General features: G+C 70.4%; 15 protein-coding genes and 1 pseudogene. All 16 read right to left on the bottom strand.

Going from position 1 to position 18,290, the window contains the following annotated elements:
- Nucleotides 1-74: 74 nt before the first annotated feature.
- The 16 genes and pseudogenes from ABZU69_RS28770 to ABZU69_RS28695 all read right to left on the bottom strand — a co-directional run bounded on the left by ABZU69_RS28770 (nt 75) and on the right by ABZU69_RS28695 (nt 18,059).
- Entirely contained in the window at nt 75-677 is a 603-nt protein-coding gene (locus ABZU69_RS28770; RefSeq protein ID WP_354967437.1) for an LUD domain-containing protein, read from the bottom strand.
- A complete protein-coding gene (locus tag ABZU69_RS28765) occupies nt 674-2,107 on the bottom strand; it encodes a lactate utilization protein B (RefSeq protein WP_354967479.1) in 1,434 nt (477 codons plus the stop codon). The genes ABZU69_RS28770 and ABZU69_RS28765 overlap by 4 nt, the downstream gene beginning before the upstream one ends.
- 17 nt (nt 2,108-2,124) lie before the next feature.
- On the bottom strand, nt 2,125-2,901 hold the full coding sequence (locus ABZU69_RS28760; protein ID WP_354967436.1) for a (Fe-S)-binding protein: 777 nt from the start codon (nt 2,899-2,901) through the stop codon (nt 2,125-2,127).
- A gap of 2 nt (nt 2,902-2,903) precedes the next feature.
- A complete protein-coding gene (locus ABZU69_RS28755; RefSeq protein WP_354967435.1) occupies nt 2,904-3,353 on the bottom strand; it encodes an FGGY-family carbohydrate kinase in 450 nt (149 codons plus the stop codon).
- An 84-nt stretch (nt 3,354-3,437) separates the two neighbouring features.
- The gene (locus ABZU69_RS28750; protein ID WP_354967434.1) at nt 3,438-6,509 is read right to left on the bottom strand and encodes an alpha-L-rhamnosidase C-terminal domain-containing protein; all 3,072 of its coding nucleotides are present in this window, start codon (nt 6,507-6,509) and stop codon (nt 3,438-3,440) included.
- A gap of 124 nt (nt 6,510-6,633) precedes the next feature.
- Entirely contained in the window at nt 6,634-6,822 is a 189-nt protein-coding gene (locus ABZU69_RS28745) for a hypothetical protein (protein ID WP_354967433.1), read from the bottom strand.
- A gap of 877 nt (nt 6,823-7,699) precedes the next feature.
- Nucleotides 7,700-7,954 (bottom strand): annotated as a pseudogene (locus ABZU69_RS28740) ((Fe-S)-binding protein); the annotation flags it as partial.
- 2 nt (nt 7,955-7,956) lie between these two features.
- Nucleotides 7,957-9,387, bottom strand: a complete 1,431-nt coding sequence (locus ABZU69_RS28735; RefSeq protein WP_354967432.1) for a rhamnulokinase family protein — start codon at nt 9,385-9,387, stop codon at nt 7,957-7,959.
- The gene (locus ABZU69_RS28730) at nt 9,384-9,584 is read right to left on the bottom strand and encodes a LuxR C-terminal-related transcriptional regulator (RefSeq protein WP_354967431.1); all 201 of its coding nucleotides are present in this window, start codon (nt 9,582-9,584) and stop codon (nt 9,384-9,386) included. The genes ABZU69_RS28735 and ABZU69_RS28730 overlap by 4 nt, the downstream gene beginning before the upstream one ends.
- A 34-nt stretch (nt 9,585-9,618) precedes the next feature.
- Nucleotides 9,619-11,652, bottom strand: coding sequence for a bifunctional aldolase/short-chain dehydrogenase (locus tag ABZU69_RS28725; RefSeq protein ID WP_354967478.1), 2,034 nt, complete (start codon nt 11,650-11,652; stop codon nt 9,619-9,621).
- Nucleotides 11,653-11,689: 37 nt separating this feature from the next.
- Nucleotides 11,690-12,871, bottom strand: a complete 1,182-nt coding sequence (rhaI, locus tag ABZU69_RS28720) for an L-rhamnose isomerase (protein WP_354967430.1) — start codon at nt 12,869-12,871, stop codon at nt 11,690-11,692.
- On the bottom strand, nt 12,868-13,245 hold the full coding sequence (locus ABZU69_RS28715; protein WP_354967429.1) for an L-rhamnose mutarotase: 378 nt from the start codon (nt 13,243-13,245) through the stop codon (nt 12,868-12,870). The genes rhaI and ABZU69_RS28715 overlap by 4 nt, the downstream gene beginning before the upstream one ends.
- Nucleotides 13,246-13,309: 64 nt before the next feature.
- On the bottom strand, nt 13,310-14,395 hold the full coding sequence (gene rhaS, locus ABZU69_RS28710; protein ID WP_354967428.1) for a rhamnose ABC transporter substrate-binding protein: 1,086 nt from the start codon (nt 14,393-14,395) through the stop codon (nt 13,310-13,312).
- A 37-nt stretch (nt 14,396-14,432) separates the two neighbouring features.
- Nucleotides 14,433-15,488 carry an ABC transporter permease gene (locus tag ABZU69_RS28705; protein WP_354967427.1) on the bottom strand — a complete coding sequence of 352 codons (1,056 nt, stop codon included), beginning with the start codon at nt 15,486-15,488 and terminating at the stop codon, nt 14,433-14,435.
- Nucleotides 15,478-16,539 (bottom strand): ABC transporter permease, encoded by a 1,062-nt coding sequence (locus ABZU69_RS28700; protein ID WP_354967426.1) that lies wholly within the window; start codon nt 16,537-16,539, stop codon nt 15,478-15,480. Before ABZU69_RS28700 ends, ABZU69_RS28705 begins: the two co-directional genes overlap by 11 nt.
- Nucleotides 16,536-18,059 (bottom strand): sugar ABC transporter ATP-binding protein, encoded by a 1,524-nt coding sequence (locus ABZU69_RS28695; protein ID WP_354967425.1) that lies wholly within the window; start codon nt 18,057-18,059, stop codon nt 16,536-16,538. Before ABZU69_RS28695 ends, ABZU69_RS28700 begins: the two co-directional genes overlap by 4 nt.
- Nucleotides 18,060-18,290 lie beyond the last annotated feature (231 nt).

Genomic DNA, 18,290 nt, shown 5'->3' with positions numbered 1-18,290 from the left:
CGTCACGGTCAGTACACCCGACAGTCGGTCCGTAACGGGACGGCGGTGCCGGATCCGCCACCCACGGTGACTGGTCAGCCGGGAACGATGACCACGTGCAGGCGCCGGGGGCCGTGGACGCCCTCGACCCGGTTGAGTTCGATGTCGCTGGTGGCGGACGGGCCGCTGACCCAGGTGAGCGGGCGGTCCGGGTCCAGACGCGCGAGGGCGTCCGGCACCCCGGCGACGACCTGATCGGTACGGAGCACGCAGATGTGCACGTCGGGCAGGAGCGTGATGACCCGCCTCCCCTGGGCCGGACCTGCGTCGAGGATGACGGTCCCGGTCTCGGCGACGGCCACCGCCGCCGCGGTGACCACCCCGTCGGCCGCGTCGACCTGGTCCCTCGGAAGATCGTCGTCGGTCAGCACCTCGACGGTGTCGGGCAGCCAGTGCCGGGGCAGCCCCGGCGGAACCACGACACGTCGGCCGCCGAGGACCGCGTCGACGACCTGAGCCACCTCGTCGTCGGAACACCGGTGCACGGTGGCCCGGTAGTCGGTGAGCCGGTGCACCAGGACGTCGAGGTCGACCGCGCCGCCGGCCGGCCGGTAGTCCCGCGCCACCTCGGCGGGGGTGGTCGGGGAAGGGCCGAGAGTGGCGCGGAGGCGGCCGAGGATCAACTCGCGGGAGGTCATCGTTGGGCCCACCATTCCCGGAAGGTCTGCGGCGGCGGCTGCGGTAGGTCCCGGCCGATGGTCCAGCCGGACAGCGGCGGGGGAAGGCCGCCACCTCGCCGGCCGGCGAAGCGGCTGACCCGCGCGGCGCGCTGGGCAGCCTCGTACAACGGCAGGTGGTCCATGGTGTACGCGGCCGCGGCCATGGTGACCGCCTCGGCGCTCGGCAGGCGGTGCTCGCTCCGGTAGGCCGCCGTGTGCTGGGCACGAAGGTGCACCAGGATCGACGGGATGTCGATCATCACGGGGCAGGCGTCGAAGCACGCGCCGCAGAGCGAGGAGGCGAAGGGCAGGGAGGCGTTGTCCTCCACGCCGGTCAGCTGCGGTGAGAGCACGGCGCCGATCGGCCCGGGATAGACCGAACCGTACGCGTGCCCGCCGGTGCGCTCGTAGACGGGACAGACGTTCAGGCAGGCGGAGCAGCGGATGCAGTGCAGCGCCTGACGGCCGACCTCGTCGGCGAGGACCGCGCTGCGGCCGTTGTCCAGCAGCACGAGGTGGAACGCCTGCGGCCCGTCGCCGGGCGTGACACCGGTCCACATGGAGGTGTACGGGTTCATCCGCTCCCCGGTGGAGGCCCGGGGCAGCAGTTGCAGGAACACTTCAAGGTCCGCCCAGGTGGGGATGACCTTCTCGATGCCCATCACCGTGATCAGGGTGTCCGGCAGGGTGAGGCACATCCGGCCGTTGCCCTCCGATTCGACCACCGCGAGGGTGCCGGTCTCGGCTACCGCGAAGTTCGCACCGGAGACGGCGACCCGGGTGCTGAGGAACGTGCGGCGCAGGTGACGCCGGGCGGCCGCCGCCAGGATCGCCGGCTCGTCGGTCAGCGCCGGGTCGACGCCGGGCATCTCGCGCAGGAAGATCTCCCGGATCTCCGCCCGGTTGCGGTGGATCGCCGGTACCAGAATGTGGCTGGGCTTGTCCCGCCCGAGCTGGACGATCAGCTCGGCGAGGTCGGTCTCCACCGGTTCGATGCCGGCGGCCTCCAGCGCCTCGTTGAGGCCGATCTCCTGGGTGGCCATCGACTTGACCTTCATGACCCGGTCGCTGCCGGTGGCCCGGACCAGGTCGGTGACGATCCGGTTGGCCTCGACGGCGTCGGCGGCCCAGTGCACGGTGCCACCGGCGGCGGTGACCGCCGCCTCCAGTTGTTCGAGCAGCTCGGGCAGGCGGGCCATCACGTCGGTCTTGATGGCCCGGCCGGCCTCGCGCAGCTCCTGCCAGTCGGGGACCTCGTCGATCACCGCCGCCGACTTCGCGCGGATCGTGGCGGTGGCGTGGCCGAGGTTGCGGCGCAGTTGGGCGTCGGCGAGGCTGCGCCGGGCCGCGACGGGGAAGGGCTCGTCTCCGCGCAGATGCCCGACGCCGCGCGGCGCGGTGGCCGGCATGCCGAGGAAGATCTCGCTCACGCCGTCACCCCGTCCCGCTGCGCCTGCTCGGCCGCGTTGCCGGCGGGCTCGGTGCTGGCCAGGATCTCCGCGAGGTGCACGGTCCGTACGCCGGCCCGGAGCCGGGACAGTCCACCGCCGATGTGCATCAGGCAGGAGGCGTCCCCGGCGGTGCAGACGTCGGCCCGGGTGGACAGCACGTGGCGCATCTTGTCGGCCAGCATCGCCGTCGACGTGTCCGCGTTCTTCACGGCGAACGTGCCGCCGAAGCCGCAGCACTGCTCGGCCTGCGGCAGCTCCACCAGGTCCAGGCCGCGCACCTGGCGCAGCAGCCGCAGCGGCCTGTCCCCCACCCGGATCATCCGCAGTGAGTGGCAGGTCGGGTGGTACGTCACGCGGTGCGGATAGAAGGCGCCCACGTCGGTCACCCCGAGCACGTCGACGAGCAGCTCCGACAGCTCGTACGTGCGTCGGGCGACCTCCTCGGCGCGGCTGGCCAGGCGCTCGTCGCCGGCCCCCCGGGCCACCATGGCGTGCTGGTGCCGCACGGAACCTACGCACGAGCCGGACGGGGCCACCACCACGTCGTACGGCGCGAAGGTCCGTACGTGCCGGCGAACCAGGCGCAGCGCGTCATCCGGATAGCCGGTGTTGATGTGCATCTGCCCGCAGCAGGTCTGATCCTGCGGAAAGACGACCTCGTGACCGAGCCGTTCCAGCAGCCGCACCGTCGCCTTGGCCGCCTCGGGGAACAGGGTGTCGGCCAGACAGGTGACGAACAGGGCTATTCGCATACTCAGTCCTCCCATCCGAGGCGCCGGGCAGCGGCCCGCCAGGCCGCCTGGGTGGCGCGTGGCTCGTACCGGACGATCTGTTGGGTGTCGCGAAGCACGGCCCGCAACGCCGCCAGGTCGCCGCCGACCACGCCGAGGGCGCGGGCCTGCACCAGAACGTTACCCAGCGCGGTGGCCTCGACGGGCCCCGCGAGCACGGGCAGTCCGCAGGCATCGGCGGTGAGCTGGCACAGCAGGTCGTTGCGCGCGCCGCCGCCGACGACGTGCACGGCGTCGACGTGCCGACCGGCGAGCAGTTGCGCCTGGTTGACGGCGCGCCGGTGCGCCAGCGCGAGGCTGTCGAGGATGCACCGCACGGTGGCCTCCGGGGTGGCCGGCACCGGCTCTGCGGTGCGGCGGCAGGCGTCGGCGATGTGCGCGGGCATGTCGCGTCGGCCGCGGCAATCAAGCATGTGATGACCTCGGTGGCTGAGGAGATGCAAGAGGTGGGTCCCTCCCCGAGGACGGGCCCACCTCTTACATGGACGAGGATGTTCCTACTCCTTGGCCACCTTGCCCGTCGTGTCGGTCTGGACCGTCAGCGGCGGACGGGTCCCGAAGGAACCGGTGACTTCGACGTAGATCCGGCGGTTCTTGTCCCGGTCGGTGAGCACGTAGCTGTCCGACGTACCCGACTGGATCGGAGTCGGCGCGCCGATCCGGTACCAGTCGTAGGTGAGCTGGGTGCTGTTCGGCGACCAGTCACCTGTCACGGTCAAGGTGCCTCCGACCTTGAGGTCACCCTCGATCACGGGCGTGTCGGCCTTGATCGTGACCGCCGACGTGAACGAGTAGTCTCCGCCGTGCGCGACCTCGTAGACGTCATATCCGCCCTCACGGCCCTTGAAGGTCGCGCCTTCGGAACCCACGCTGACGCTGTTCTCGGCCGCCAACGGCACCCAGATCTCTCCGCTCGTCCCGTCGGGAACGGTGACGTCGAGCTCGACTACTTCGTCGTCGTCCTGAGACCACTTGACCTTGATGTCGCCACTCGGCGTGGGCACCTGGCCTTCGCTCCACTCGAGGTCCGAGAGATGCGGCTTGACCGTCCAAGTCGCGAACCCGGGCTCGACCGGCTTCACGCCGAGAAGGTACGCCGACATGTTCCAGGTCGGGCCGCTCGCCCAGCTGTGCGCGAGGCTCTTGTTCGCATCGGTCAGGTCGCCGTTCTGCTGGTGGTTCTCCCAGAAGGCGCCGGTGTAGAACGGGTCGCTCGGATTCGCCATCCGCGCCCAGAGCGTCTTGGTCAGCGCCAGGGCGTCCTCAGTGTTCCCGGCCTCGTAGCGCGCGGCGAGCTCGAACCCGGAGATGTGGGTGCTGATTAAGGTCGAGTTGTTCGCATCCGGTGAGAACGGTTGCGGACCCTGCTCACCCCACAGGTTGTTCTTGAGGTAGTCGAGGATGCCCGAGACCTTCTCCTCGGGCGCGACGCCCCAGAGCACGGCCATAGAGTTCGCGTCCTGCGGCACTGCGTTCCCCGACCTGTTACCCGTATTGACGTTGGACATCCTGTAAACGCCGCGTTCGGCATCGAAGAGGGTCGCATTGATCGAGGCCTTCACCTGATTCGCACGCGCTTCCCAGGCGGCCTTGTCAGCTGCCCAAGTGGCTGCTTCGGCGTTCGTCGAAACGTCCTCGATCATGTGACCGGCAAGCCATGCCGCCTCCGAGAGCGCGCGGTAGTACAGCACGTTCGTCGCGGTCACCGTTCCCGCACGACCGCCGTCGTAGAAGTCCCAATCGCGACCGTCGCTGCCCGAGGTTGTGACGATGAGACCATCCGCGTTCGTCAGGCTCAGGTTGTAATCCATCTGCGCCCTGAGCCTGCCGTACTGGGAGATCGCGAAGTCGAGATCTCCCGTGTAGCGGTAGTTGTCGACGAGTCCGACCGGGAAGTAGATCGAGTAGGCCGTCGAGTAGAACTGTGCGACCGCCGGGACCGAGGTCCAGTTGGCCGACTCACCCGGCACCGATCCGTTCGCCGCCTGGCGCGATCCGAGGACCCCGATCGAGTTGCTGATGTACTCCGATCCCTGAGGACCGTACCCGAATGCCGTGTAGGTCGACCGCCCTGCGTTGAAAAGGTCGCCGGCCCAGATGCGCCGGTCCCGCTTCGCGCCATCAAGGATCACGGGGAGGGTGCTGTTGTTCTGCGCGCCCGCCGGCACCATGTTGGTGTCGACCGTGTACGCGCCCGTGTACCAGATGTCGTTCAGGACCTCGTCGCTGGAGAGGAACCATCCCTTGTAGTCGTCCGGTCCGTAATTCGGGAACTTCGAGACCACGCCGACGTCAGAGATCGACACCGTGCCGGGCGTCGTCAGCGTCACGGCGTGGAAGCGGATGCCGCCCTGAAGCGCGTTCGCCGGTGTCGTGTAGGTCCCTGCACCCGACACCTGCGTGACGCGGTTGCGCGGCGACCCCACTCCGGCGCCGAGATAGCCGGCGTTGTCGCCGACGACGTTCCCGGGCGAACTGGTCACCGCGCTGTCCGTGGCGTGGTCTTTGGTGAGCGGGCTGACCGTGACGCCGGTCCGCGGGTTCCGGAGCGTGGTGCCGGCGTCGAACGCCGCAGTGACGGCAGGGGTGAACGAGAGGCCCGAGCCGTGGAAGATGACCGGTGACGTGGCGACGTGGTTCGCGGTCAGCGCGGTCACCCCGAGCCCGGTGCCTGCGGCACCGGCGGTCCCCACACTGGTGACCGTCACGTTCTCTCCGCCCACATCCAGGACGTCGCCGACCTGACGGCCGACAACCGATGCAACCTTGATGTTGGTCGCGCCAGCCGAGGCATCCGCGACCAGCGTGGTCTGGCTCGAAGTCCGGCCCACTGCCGTGATGGTGACCGACTGCTGGGCAGCGCCGGTGCCGATGAGCAGCTCGGCCCCCACCGGGAGGTTGGCCGTTGTGGTCACCTCGACGTTGGTCGCACCTGCAGCGATCGGCGCGAATGCCGTCGTCGTGACGGCGGCCTGTCCGACGGCGAGAACCGTCGCAGACTCTTGGTTCTCGCCAGTGCCGATCAGGAGCGACTGGCCGACGGTCATCTGGGTGGTGTTGGTCACGTAGACCGTCTCCGCTCCTGCGGAGGCGGCCTTCACCAACTGTGATTCGTTCTTGCGAATCACGTATTTGAGGCTCTCGCTGTACGCGGTGCGAACGCCGACGTCGCCCGACGTCGATTCGACCGTGAAGTACGGCAACCCGCCGACGACCGGCCCGTAGTCGAGGATGACGTACGGGGCGACGCCGGTGCCATCCCAGGTCAGGGTCGCGGAGCCGCTTCCTCCGGCGGTGAGCGCCTCAGCGTTGGCCACATCTCCGAACGCGCCGGCGACGACTTCGGGTCGGAGATCGGTCTCCCCGGTACCGAGGACCTCGCCTTGCCATTCTGGCTCCTCGGCTGCGTGTGCCGGCAGAGCGTCGGCTGCGTGTGCCGGCAGAGCGGCGAGCGTCGTGAACGCCATGGCCGCGGCAACGGTTCCCGCGGTGCACAGACGCCCGAAGCGAATACCTGTCGAGGGTGGCCGCTCGACCGTTGGTCGAGTCGACTTGCTGTTCGATCGCATGTTTTCTCTCCCTTGAGACGGCTGGAAGTTCGCCGCACGGAGCTGCAGGGTCGATCTCCCACCGGCTCGGATTGTGGTTGAACTGAGTTGAATGGATTCATTCTTGGGTCCTGTTAGGAGCCGGTCAGTGGGTGGGCGTTGCTCGGCTGCCCCCACCGTTGGTGTAGCGGTGCAGGGTCGGGTTGAAGAACCGTGCGTTCAACGCATCCCTGCTGGCATCAGCGAACTCTCGCAACTCGGCCGCATCCTCATGCTTGCCCAACGCCTCCGCGAGCCCGGCCAGCTTGTCGGCCATGGTGTAGTAGCCGGCCATTCCGTGAGAAGTCCGCTGGTACGCAAGTCGACGGCGGCCCAGTCGGCGAGCCCGCCGTTCACCCGGTGGGCGGCCGTGACAACCGCGATCGCTGTGGGCAGGTGGTACGGATGGCTACCCCGTGGCGCGGCGCCTCCTCCGGTGACCTCTTGCATCGGCCTGAATCGTTTCATGCATGTTACGTGCCGGGATCATGCCGGTGAAGACGTGGCGAGTGGCCGGATCCGGTCACACGCGCCGAGTCGCCAGGCGTGAAGGGCTCGAATACTCGGTTAAGCATTGAGCCTTTTCCAACTTCATGATCCAGTGCCCCGTTCGAGGACGAGCCTGTGTTCAACCTCGACGTGTGGGGCTCGTAAATCTGGTCCGTAGGCTGTGACGTGCGGTTTTGTACGAGGTCCACCAAGCGACGTCGACGAAAGTCCGGACCATGAGTGCGTCGCTGGTGTACCTGCTCCTGCGTCAGATTCTGCCGATGTTGACACAGCTCGCCGGGACGGTGGCGCAAAGGACGTCGAGCTGCTGGTGCTACGGCATCAGGTGGCCGTGCTGCGCCGGCAGGTGCACCGCCCCGACCTGCAGCCCGCTGACCAGGTGGTGTTGGCGGCGCTGTCGCGGCTGCTGCCCCGGCAACGCTGGACGGCGTTCTTCGTCACCCCCGCGACCCTGCTGCGCTGGCACCGGCAGTTGATCGCCCGACATTGGACCTATTCGAACACGCGACCCGGCCGGCCACCGGTCGGTAAGGGTCTTCGTGAGTTGGTGCTGCGCCCGGCAGCTGAGAATCCGACCTTGGGCCACCGCCGCGTGCAGGGCGAGCTGGCTCGTCTGGGCTACCAGATCGCGGCCAGCACCGTATGGAAGATCCTGCACCACGCTGGTGCCGCACCGACCCGACGCATGAGCCGGACGGGGCCACCACGTCGTACGGGGCGAAGACGCGCACGTGCCGGCGTACCAGCCGCACCGCCTCGTCCGGGTAGCCGGTGTTCACGTGCATCTGCCCGCAGCAGGTCTGGTCGGCGGGGAACACCACCTCGTGGCCGAGGCGCTCCAACAGCCGTACGATCGCCTTCGCCGCCTCGGGAAAGAGCGTGTCGGCAAGGCAGGTGACGAACAGCGCGACGCGCATCTTCAACCACCCATCCGGTCCTCGGCGGCCCGCCAGGCCACCTCGTCACCGCACGGCTCGTACCTCACGATCTGCTCAGTTTCGCGCAGAACGGTCCGCAGGGCAGCCAGGTCACCGTTGATCACACCGGCGGCGCGGGCCTGTACCAGGATGTTGCCCAGCGCGGTGGCCTCGACGGGACCGGCGAGCACCGGCAGTCCGCAGGCGTCGGCGGTGAGCTGGCACAGCAGTTCGTTGCGGGCGCCGCCGCCGACGATGTGCACGGCGTCGACGTGCCGGCCGGAGAGCTGCTGGGCCTGTCGGACGGCCCGCCGGTGCGCCAGCGCGAGGCTGTCCATGATGCAGCGGACGGTAGCCGCTGGGCCTGCGGGCACCGGCTCGCCGGCGCGCCGGCAGGCGTCGGCGATACGCGTGGGCATGTCGCCGGGCGGCAGGAACGCCGGGTCGTCCGGGTCCACGACGGAGCGGAAGGCCGGTTCACGGGCCGCCCGGCGCAGCAGGTCGGTCAGGTCACCGCCGCCCCAGGCGCGCAGCGCTTCCTGCAGCAGCCACAGGCCCATCACGTTGCGCAGGTATCGGAACGTGCCGTCGACGCCAGACTCGTTGGTGAAGTTGGCCCGGCGGCTCGCCTCGCTGAGTACCGGGGCGTCGAGTTCGACGCCCACGAGAGACCAGGTTCCGCACGAGATGTAGGCGAAGTGGTGCCCCGCCGCCGGCACGCCCACCACCGCCGATGCCGTGTCGTGCGAGCCGACGGCCACCACCTGCGGTGAGCCCGGCAGGGCCAGGTCGGGCCGGACCGGGCCGATCCGGGTGCCCGGCTCGCGCAGCGGCGGGAACAGCTCGCTGCGGATGCCCGCGTCTGCCATCAGGCCGGTGGCCCAGGCCCGCCGCCGTAGGTCGTACAGCTGGGTCGTGGAGGCGTTGGTGAGCTCGGCGCCGAGCTGGCCGGTGAGCCAGTACGCGATGAGGTCCGGGATCAGCAGCAGCCGGTGGGCGACGTCCAGCTGCGGCGTGCCGGCGGCCGCGGCGAGCTGGTAGAGCGTGTTGAACGGCAGCTGCTGCAGGCCCGTGGTCGTGTAGAGCCGCTCCTCGCCCAGCTGTTTGGCGACCCGCTCGGCGACCCCGTCGGTGCGGCCGTCCCGGTAGTGCACCGGGTTGCCGAGCAGCGTCCCGGAGGCGTCGACCAGCCCGTAGTCGACCGCCCATGAGTCGACGCCGATGCTGGTCACCGGCCCGGCGGCCCGCAGGCCGTCGAGGACGCCCCGCCAGAGGGCGAGGATGTCCCAGTGCAGGGTGTTCCCGACGCGCACGGGTTCGTTGGCGAACCGGTGCACCTCGGTCAGGTCCAGGCGGCCCGGTCCGACCTGTCCGAGCATGACCCGGCCGCTGGACGCGCCCAGGTCCACGGCGGCGAGCTGGACGCGGCTCACAGCATCCCCCGCCGGACTGCCCACACGACCGCCTGGATCGGGGCGGTCACGCCGAGGCGGTCGCAGATGGCGCGGATCCGCCGCCGCACGGTCCGCTCGGACAGGCCCGACCGGCGGGCCACCGTCTCGAGCGGCAGGCCCGTGGCGAGCAGCCGCAGCAGCCGCAGGTCCGCCTCGTCGAGCACGGGATTCTCCACGGGAATCGTCGTCCTCACCCGGCACCGCCGCGGATCACCGGAGAAAGGCCGCGGCGACGCCGGCGTCCACGGGCACGTGCAGACCCGTCGTGTGGGACAGGTCTCCGCCGGTGAGCACGAAGACGGCGTTGGCGACGTGCTCGGGCAGCACCTCACGCTTGAGCAGCGTGCGCTGGGCGTAGAACTCGCCGAGCTTCTCCTCCGGCACGCCGTAGACGGCGGCCCGCTTGGCGCCCCAGCCGCCGGCGAAGATGCCGGAACCGCGGACCACGCCGTCCGGGTTGACGCCGTTGACCCGGATGCCGTGGCCGCCCAGCTCCGCGGCGAGCAGCCGGACCTGGTGCGCCTGGTCGGCCTTGGCCGCGCCGTAGGCCACGTTGTTCGGGCCGGCGAACAGGGAGTTCTTGCTGGAGATGTAGACGATGTCCCCGCCCATCCCCTGTGCCAGCAGCACCCGCGCGGCCTCGCGGGAGACGAGGAAGGAGCCCTTGGCCATCACGTCGTGCTGGATGTCCCAGTCCGCCTCGGTCGTCTCCAGCAGCGACTTGGACAGCGACAGCCCGGCGTTGTTCACCACCAGGTCCACCCCGCCGAAGGCGAGCACCGCGTCGCGCAGGGCGCCGGCGACCGCGTCGCCGTCACTGACGTCGGCGGCGACGGCGACCGCCACGTCGGTGGTGCCGATCTCCGCGGCGACGGCGGCGGCCGCCTCCGCGTCACGGTCGGCGACGACGACGCAGGCGCCCTCCACGGCGAGCCGGTGGGCGATCGCCCGGCCGATGCCGGAGCCACCGCCGGTGACGAACGCGATCCGAGTGGCGAGAGCCTTCGGCTTCGGCATGCGCTGGAGCTTCGCCTCCTCCAGGGCCCAGTACTCGATCCGGAACTTCTCGGCCTCGTTGATCGGCGCGTACCGCGAGACGGACTCCGCGCCGCGCATCACGTTGATGGCGTTGACGTAGAACTCCCCGGCGACACGGGCGGTCTGCTTGTTGGCCCCGAAGCTGAACATGCCCACACCCGGCACCAGGACGACGGCCGGGTCGGCGCCGCGCATCGGAGGGCTGTCCGGGCCGAAGTGCCGCTCGTAGTAGGCGCGGTAGTCGTCGCGGTAGGAGGCGTGCAGTTCCTTGAGGCGGGCGATCACGGCCTCGATCGGGGCGGTGGGTGGCAGGTCGAGCACCATCGGGCGGACCTTGGTACGCAGGAAGTGGTCCGGGCACGAGGTGCCGAGGGCCGCGAGCGCGGGGTGCTTCTCCCGGGCGACGAAGTCGAGCACCACGTCGCTGTCGGTGAAGTGGCCGACCTGCGGCCGGTCGGTGGACGCGAGGCCCCGCAGCACCGGGAACAGCGCCGCCGCCCGACGTCGACGGTCGTCGGCCGGCAGCGGCTCGTAGCCGTCGATGACCGGGCCGAGCGGCTCGGCCCGACCCCGCTCGTCGAGGAAGGCCTGCGCACTGCGGATGATCTCCAACGAGTTGCGCTCGCACTCGTCGCTCGTCGCGCCCCACGCGGTGATGCCGTGCCCACCGAGGATCACGCCGATCGCCTGCGGGTTGGCCCGCGCCACGGCGGCGATGTCCAGACCGAGCTGGAAGCCGGGCCGCCGCCAGGGGACCCACAGCACCCGCTCGCCGAAGATCTCCTTGGTCAGTTCGGGCCCGTCGGCGGCGGCGGCGATCGCGATGCCCGCGTCGGGGTGCAGGTGGTCGACGTGCGCCGCGTCGACCAGGCCGTGCATCGCCGTGTCGATGGACGGTGCGGCGCCGCCGCGGCCGTGCAGGCAGTAGTCGAACGCGCCGACCATCTCGTCCTCGCGCTCGATCCCGGGGTACACGTCGACGAGAGCGCGGAGCCGGTCCAGCCGCAGCGCGGCCAGACCGGACCGGGTCAGGGTGCCGAGATCGCCGCCCGAACCCTTGACCCACAGCAGTTCGACGGGCCCACCGGTGACCGGATCGGTGTCCGCGCCCTTGGCGGAGGTGTTGCCCCCGGCGTAGTTCGTGGTGGTCGGGTCGGCGCCGAGCCGGTTGCTGCGCGCGATCAGCGCCTGAACCTCGGGTTGCATCGTCCTCACGTCCCCAGTCTGCGTTCTTCGGTGGTGGTCAGGCGCCCCAGCCGGCCTGCTGGCCGTCGGCACGTTCGGCGCGGATCTTGTCGAAGTAGCCGGAGCGGGCGTACGCGGCCATCGGGTCCGGGTCCAGGCCCAGGTCCGTACGCAGCTCGGCGAGCAGCGGCCGGACGTCGGTGTTGTACGCGTCCATCAGCACCGCGTTGGCGGCGAGCACGTCGCCGGTCCGCTGCGCGGCGGCCAGCGCGTCCGGGTCGACGAGCAGCGCCTTCGCCGTCGCCTCCTGCACGTTGAGCACCGAACGGATGATGGCCGGGATCTTCGGCTCGATGTTGTGGCACTGGTCGAGCATGAAGGCGATGCCGGCCTCCGGCGCCAACGCGTCGCCCCGGACGATCTCATGCATGATCCGGAACAGCTGGAACGGGTCCGCGGAGCCGACCATCAGGTCGTCGTCGGCGTAGAAGCGGGAGTTGAAGTCGAAGGCGCCGAGCTTCCCGACGCGCAGCAGGAACGCCACGATGAACTCGATGTTCGTGCCCGGCGCGTGGTGCCCGGTGTCGATGACCACCTGCGCCTTCGGGCCCAACTCCAGGCAGTGCGCGTACGCGGTGCCCCAGTCCGGCACGTCCGTGGCGTAGAAGGCCGGCTCGAACAGCTTGTACTCCAGCAGCAGCCGTTGGCCGTCACCGAGCCGGTCGTAGGTCTCCCGCAGCGCCGTCGCCAGCCGGTCCTGCCGGGCGCGAAGGTCGTCCTGGCCGGGATAGTTCGTCCCGTCGGAGAACCAGAGCTTCAGGTCCCGGGAGCCGGTGCGGTCCATGATGTCCACGCACTCGAGCAGGTGGTCGATCGCCTTGCGTCGTACACCCGGATCCGGGTTGGTGACGCTGCCCAGCTTGTAGTCGTTGTCCTGGAAGACGTTGGCGTTGATCGCGCCCAGGCTGACTCCCTGGTCGGTCGCGTACGCGGCCAGGTCGGCGTAGTCGTCGACGCGGTCCCACGGAATGTGCAGGGCGACCGTCGGCGCGACGCCGGTGAGCCGGTGCACCACCGCCGCGTCGGCGATCTTCTCGTACGGGTCGCGCGGCACGCCCTCCTGGGGGAACACCTTGAACCGGGTGCCGGAGTTGGCGTACGCCCAGGACGGGGTCTCGATGCGCTGCGCGCGCAGGGCTGACCGGACCCGCTCAAGGGTCTGCGCGTCGAACTGCGTCATGGGGTTTCTCCCGTCTGTGCGGCGAGCCGCGTCTCACGCTCTGCGCTGAGCTGCGCCTCAAGGTTGAAGACCTCGTCCAGCGGCCGGATGGCCCGGTCGGCGGCGCCGTGGTCGAGGCCGACGAAGTAGGGCGCCATCTCCGCCTGCCAGCGGGTGTTGACGTCGCTGGTCTGCATGGCGGCCTGGGCCGCCGCGAAGTCGTCGGTGACCAGGTAGCCCACGAGCAGGCCGTCGTCGCGGAGGAAGAGCGAGTAGTCGTGCCAACCGCTCTCGGCCAGGGCGGCGAGCATCTCCGGCCAGACCCGTGCATGGCGGGCGCGGTACTCGTCCAGTCGGTCGGGGTCTACCTGGAGGGTGAAGCAGACGCGGGGCATGGTTCTCCCGTCGGCTCCCCCGGTCGGTGCGGCGCGGTGTACGCCGCACCGACCGGGAGGGCGATCAGAACTGGAACTGGTCGATGTTGCTCTTGTCGAAGACGGTGGGCGGGCCGAGGATGACCACCCCCTCCTTGCCGACGGTGAACTCGCCGAGCTTGCCGGCCTTGAACTTGTCGCCCTCGGCGCCGGTGATCTGGCCGGAGGCCAGCGCCGCGCCGGCGTACGCCGCGAGGTAGCCGAGGTCGGCCGGGCTCCACAGGGCGAACGCGTCGACGGTGCCGTCCTTGACGTACTGGCGCATCTGGTTGGGGGTGCCCAGACCGGTCAGCTTGACCTTGCCCTTGTACTGCGATCCGCTGAGGTAGCGCCCGGCAGCCGCGACGCCGACGGTGGTCGGGGAGATGATGCCCTTGAGGTTCGGGTACGACTGGAGCAGACCCTGGGTCTCCTGGAAGGACTTCTGGTCGTCGTCGTTGCCGTACGCCACGGTGACCAGCTTGATCTTGCTGTACTCGGGCTTCTTCAGCTCCTCCTTCATCAGCGCGATCCAGGCGTTCTGGTTGGTCGCGTTGGCGGTCGCGGAGAGGATCGCGATCTCGCCCTCGCCGCCGATCTGCTGCGAGATCAGCTTGACCTGGTTCTCCGCGATGCCTTCGGCGGTGACCTGGTTGACGAAGATCTGCCGGCACTCCGGCTTGGTGTCGGAGTCGAAGGTGACGATCTTCGCGCCGGCCGCCTTCGCCTGGTTGAGCGCGCCGCAGATGGCGTTCGGGTCGTTGGCCGAGGTGACGATCACGTCCATGCCCTGCTGGGACAGGGTGTTGATGTAGCTGACCTGCGACGAGGCGCTCGCCTCGGACGGGCCGACCTCCTTGAACTCACCCTTGAACTCGGTGACCGCGTCCTTGCCGCCGTTGTCCGAGACGGTGAAGTAGGGGTTGTTCAGCTGCTTCGGCAGGAAGGCGATCTTGAGACCTTCCTTGATGGCGGCGTCGGGGTTGGCGGCGCCGCTCGCCTGGTTGCCGGCGCCGGCGTCGTTACCGGAGTTGTCACGGGTGGTGCCGCCGCACGCTGCGGCGCTGAGCAGCAGTGCGGCCAGGGCGAGGCTGGTGGCCCCGACACGGAGGCCTCTGCGGTATGCGGACATCGTCATCCTTCCGGGGGTGGTTGGTGAGCGGGGGACCTCACGAAGCGACGGAGTGCCGCTGTCGTCGACGGTGCAGCCGGGCGCGGATGTCCGCGACGGCGTTGGGCAGCACCACGGATGCGATGAGCAGGGTGCCGGTGACGATCGTCAGGGCGTTGGCGTCGACGTCGGCGAGCTGCAACGCGTTGCGCAGGACGCCGAGGAGCAGGACGCCGGCCAGCACACCGAGCAGGGCGCCCCGGCCGCCGAAGATCGAGACCCCGCCGAGCAGCACAGCGGTGACGACGGTCAGCTCCAGGCCGGTGGCGTTGTCGCCGCGGGCGCTGGCGTACCGCAGGGTCCAGAAGATGCCGACCAGCCCGCACACGGCGCCGGAGACCACGAAGAGCCAGAACTTCGTCCGGGCCACCGAGACGCCGGTGAACGTGGCGGCCTGGTCGTTGTTGCCCATGGCGTAGAGCGCCCGGCCGGCTGGGGTGGCGTGCAGCACGACCCCGAAGACCAGGGCGAGCAGCAGCAGCGGCACCAGCACGACCGGGATCGACGTGCCGGGGATGTTCCGCACCACGGCGGCCGTCCAGTCGGCCGGGAAGTCCGCGACCGCCTGGTCGCCGAGCACGACGAAGGACAGCCCCCGGTAGAGGGCGAGCGTGCCGATGGTGACCGCCAGGGACGGCAGGCCGAAACCGGTGACGAAGAGACCGTTCACCGCGCCGAGCGCCGCCCCGAGCAGCACCACGAGGACGCAGATCAGCTCCAGCGACAGTCCACTGGAGAGCCAGAGCTGTCCCATCAACGTGCTGCACAGGCCCACCATGCTGGCCACGGACAGGTCGATCTCGCCGGTGATCACGATCAGCGTCATCGGCAGCGCGATGAACGCCAGCGGCACCAGGTCGAGCAGCAGGAACTGGGCGTTGCGGCCGGTGGCGAAGTTCTCCACGGTCAACCCGGCGACCAGCACTGCCACCACGAGGGCGCCGACGATCACCGCGTCCCAGGAGCCGAACAGCCCGCGCAGGGTGGCGAGTCGGCCCGCGCCGGGCTCGGCCTCGACGGTGGGTGGTGCGGCGTACAGGCTGTCATGCGCCATGGGCGCTTCTCCCTCGGAGGCGGGCCGCCACCCGCAGGGCCAGGAGCCGGTCCAGCCCGATGGCGGCGAGGATGAGCGCGCCGACCACGGCCTGCTGCCAGAACGGGTCGATGCGCAGGACGGCGAGCGAGCTGCCGATCGTGGTCAGCAGCACGGCGCCGAGCGCCGCGCCGTAGGCGCTGCCGCTGCCGCCGAAGATCGCCACCCCGCCGACCACGGCGGCGGCGACGACCTGGAGTTCCAGGCCGGTGCCGGCGGCCGCGTCGAGGGTGCCGAACCGGGCCGCGTACAGCACGCCGGCGAGGCCGGCGAGCGCGCCGTTGGCGACGAAGACGGCGAACACCCGCCGGCCCACCGGGATGCCGGAGAGCCGCGCGGCGGCCGGTTCCGAGCCGATCGCGTAGAGCTCGCGGCCGCTGCGGTAGGAGCGCAGGTAGAACCCGACGACGGCGACGACGACCAACGCGATGAGGAACAGCACGGGTACGCCGAGCACGGTCTGGTTGCCCAGCTGCAGGAACGACGAGGGCATGTCGGCGGCGTTGATCTGCCGCCCGGACGCCCAGTAGTAGTCGACGCCGCGGAAGGCGTAGAGGGTGCCCAGGGTGATGACCAGGGCGGGCACCCGGGCCACCGCGATCAGGCCGCCGTTGACCACGCCGCAGAACGCGCCCAGCGCGATACCCAGGACGAGCGCCACCGGCCACGGGGTGCCGGGCGCGGAGAGGAACAGCGAGCCGGTGGCGAAGGCGACCAGACCGAGGATCGAGCTGACGGAGAGGTCGACGTTGCGGGTGACGATGACCAGGGTCTGCCCGACCGCCAGGATCACCAGGATCGCGCAGCCCAGCAGCAGGTCCTTGACGCTCTGGCCGCTCAGGAACCGGTCGTTGCGCACGGTGGTCACCAGGATCAGCAGCCCGAGCGCGATCAGGAGGCTCAGCTCGCGTACGGCGAGCAGCCGCTCGGCGAGGCCGCGGCGCTGCCGACCGCGGTCGGTCGGGGCGTTCCCGGCGACCTGCTCGGGCGCGGCGGCGTCGGTGCGGCTCATGCGGGCACTCCTTGACCGGTGGCGGCGAACATGATGGAGGTCTCGTCCGCCTCGGCCCGGGACAGCTCACGGACCAGTCGCCCCTCGTGCATGACCAGGACCCGGTCGGCCATGCCGAGCACCTCGGGCAGTTCGCTGCTGATCATGAGGATGGCCAGGCCCTCGCCGGCCAGCTCCGAGAGCAGCCGGTGCACCTCGGCCTTGGTGCCGACGTCGATGCCACGGGTGGGCTCGTCGACGATCAGGATCCGTGGTTCGGTGGCCAGCCACTTGGCGAGCACGACCTTCTGCTGGTTGCCGCCGGAGAGGGTCGCCACCGGGGCGCCGAGCCGGGCGGCCTTCACCTGCAGCCGCCGCGTCCAGCTGCGGGCCTCGGCGCGCTCCGCGCCGCCGAGCAGGAGGCCGAGGCGGCTCAGCGCCCGGCGGCGGGCCAGCGTCGCGTTGCGCTCCACCGACAGCTCCATGACCAGGCCCTGCTGCCGCCGGTCCTCGGGGACCAGCGCCATGCCGGCGGCGATCGCCCGGCCCGGCCTGCCCGCCGGGACACCTCGCCCGGCCACCAGCACCTCGCCCGCGTCGTAGCGGTCGACGCCGAAGACGGCGCGGGCGACCTCGCTGCGGCCGGCGCCGACCAGGCCGGCGAGCGCGACGATCTCCCCACCCCGGACGGAGAACGACACGTCGGTGAAGACGCCGGCCCGGGTCAGCCCACGGACCTCGAGAAGCGTGTCGCGCGGCTCGGCGGCCTGCTTGGGGTAGAGCGAGGAGACGTCCCGGCCCACCATGCGCCGCACCACCTCGTCGACGGTGAGGTCGGCGGCCCGGTCGCTGGAGACCCAGGCGCCGTCGCGCAGCACGGTGACGCGGTGGCAGAGGTCGAACACCTCGTCGAACCGGTGCGAGATGAACAGCACCGCCGCGCCGCGTTCGCAGAGCGACCGGGCGACCGCGAAGAGCCGCTCGACCTCCACACCGGAGAGCGCGGCGGTGGGTTCGTCCATGACCAGGACGCGGGCGTCGAAGGAGATCGCCTTGGCGATCTCGACGAGCTGCTGGTCGGCGATGGAGAGCCCTCGGGCGGGGCGGGTCGGGTCGATCCGGACCCCGAGCCGCTGGAACAGCCGCTCGGCGTCGCGGTGCATCGCCGCGCTGTCGATGCGGCGCAGGCCGCGAAGCGGTTGCCGGCCCATGAAGATGTTCTCCGCCACGGACAGATCCGGAAAGAGCGTCGGCTCCTGGTAGATGACGGCGATGCCGGCGGCCCGGGCGTCCGCGGGACCGCGCAGCCGCAGCGGTTGCCCGTCCAGGGTCATCTCGCCAGCGTCCGGCGGATGCGCGCCGGCCAGGATCTTCACCAGGGTGGACTTGCCCGCGCCGTTCTCGCCGACCAGGGCGTGGGCCTCACCGGCGTGCAGCGCCAGGTGCACCCCACGCAGCGCGACGACGGCCCCGAAGGACTTCGTCACGCCGTCGAGTACCAGCAGCGGAGCGCCGTCCGTGCCCGGTGCGTCGGCGGTCATCCGATCCCTCCTGAATCGTTTCATGAGTCGTGCATGGACCGTAGGGGGAGGCATTCGCGAGCGTCAAGGGTTTCGCCATGATTTCCTCCCTGTTGCTGATGCGGGCTCCAGGCCCCATCCGACCCGTGCCGTCGTTCGGCGACGCGACGCGCGGGGCCGCCGGGCGGCTGGATGAAACGTTTTAGCCGCTATACACTGCCGGAACTACCCGGTCCAGCCGTCCCCGCGACG

The organism is Micromonospora sp. NPDC005206 (genome assembly GCF_040608175.1).
Lineage (GTDB): Bacteria > Actinomycetota > Actinomycetes > Mycobacteriales > Micromonosporaceae > Micromonospora.
Note: the sequence above shows the minus strand (reverse complement) of the source record. Positions and strands in the feature narration are given on the sequence as shown.

Bases quoted from the DNA above. Each gene is read 5' to 3' on its own strand.
- ABZU69_RS28750 (WP_354967434.1), bottom strand. From the start codon at position 6,509: ATGCGATCGAACAGCAAGTCGACTCGACCAACGGTCGAGCGGCCACCC.
- ABZU69_RS28715 (WP_354967429.1), bottom strand. From the start codon at position 13,245: ATGCCCCGCGTCTGCTTCACCCTCCAGGTAGACCCCGACCGACTGGAC.
- ABZU69_RS28760 (WP_354967436.1), bottom strand. From the start codon at position 2,901: ATGCGAATAGCCCTGTTCGTCACCTGTCTGGCCGACACCCTGTTCCCC.
- ABZU69_RS28745 (WP_354967433.1), bottom strand. From the start codon at position 6,822: ATGGCCGGCTACTACACCATGGCCGACAAGCTGGCCGGGCTCGCGGAG.
- rhaS (WP_354967428.1), bottom strand. From the start codon at position 14,395: ATGTCCGCATACCGCAGAGGCCTCCGTGTCGGGGCCACCAGCCTCGCC.
- ABZU69_RS28725 (WP_354967478.1), bottom strand. From the start codon at position 11,652: ATGCAACCCGAGGTTCAGGCGCTGATCGCGCGCAGCAACCGGCTCGGC.
- ABZU69_RS28705 (WP_354967427.1), bottom strand. From the start codon at position 15,488: ATGGCGCATGACAGCCTGTACGCCGCACCACCCACCGTCGAGGCCGAG.
- ABZU69_RS28770 (WP_354967437.1), bottom strand. From the start codon at position 677: ATGACCTCCCGCGAGTTGATCCTCGGCCGCCTCCGCGCCACTCTCGGC.
- ABZU69_RS28695 (WP_354967425.1), bottom strand. From the start codon at position 18,059: ATGACCGCCGACGCACCGGGCACGGACGGCGCTCCGCTGCTGGTACTC.
- ABZU69_RS28755 (WP_354967435.1), bottom strand. From the start codon at position 3,353: ATGCTTGATTGCCGCGGCCGACGCGACATGCCCGCGCACATCGCCGAC.
- rhaI (WP_354967430.1), bottom strand. From the start codon at position 12,871: ATGACGCAGTTCGACGCGCAGACCCTTGAGCGGGTCCGGTCAGCCCTG.
- ABZU69_RS28765 (WP_354967479.1), bottom strand. From the start codon at position 2,107: ATGCCGGCCACCGCGCCGCGCGGCGTCGGGCATCTGCGCGGAGACGAG.
- ABZU69_RS28700 (WP_354967426.1), bottom strand. From the start codon at position 16,539: ATGAGCCGCACCGACGCCGCCGCGCCCGAGCAGGTCGCCGGGAACGCC.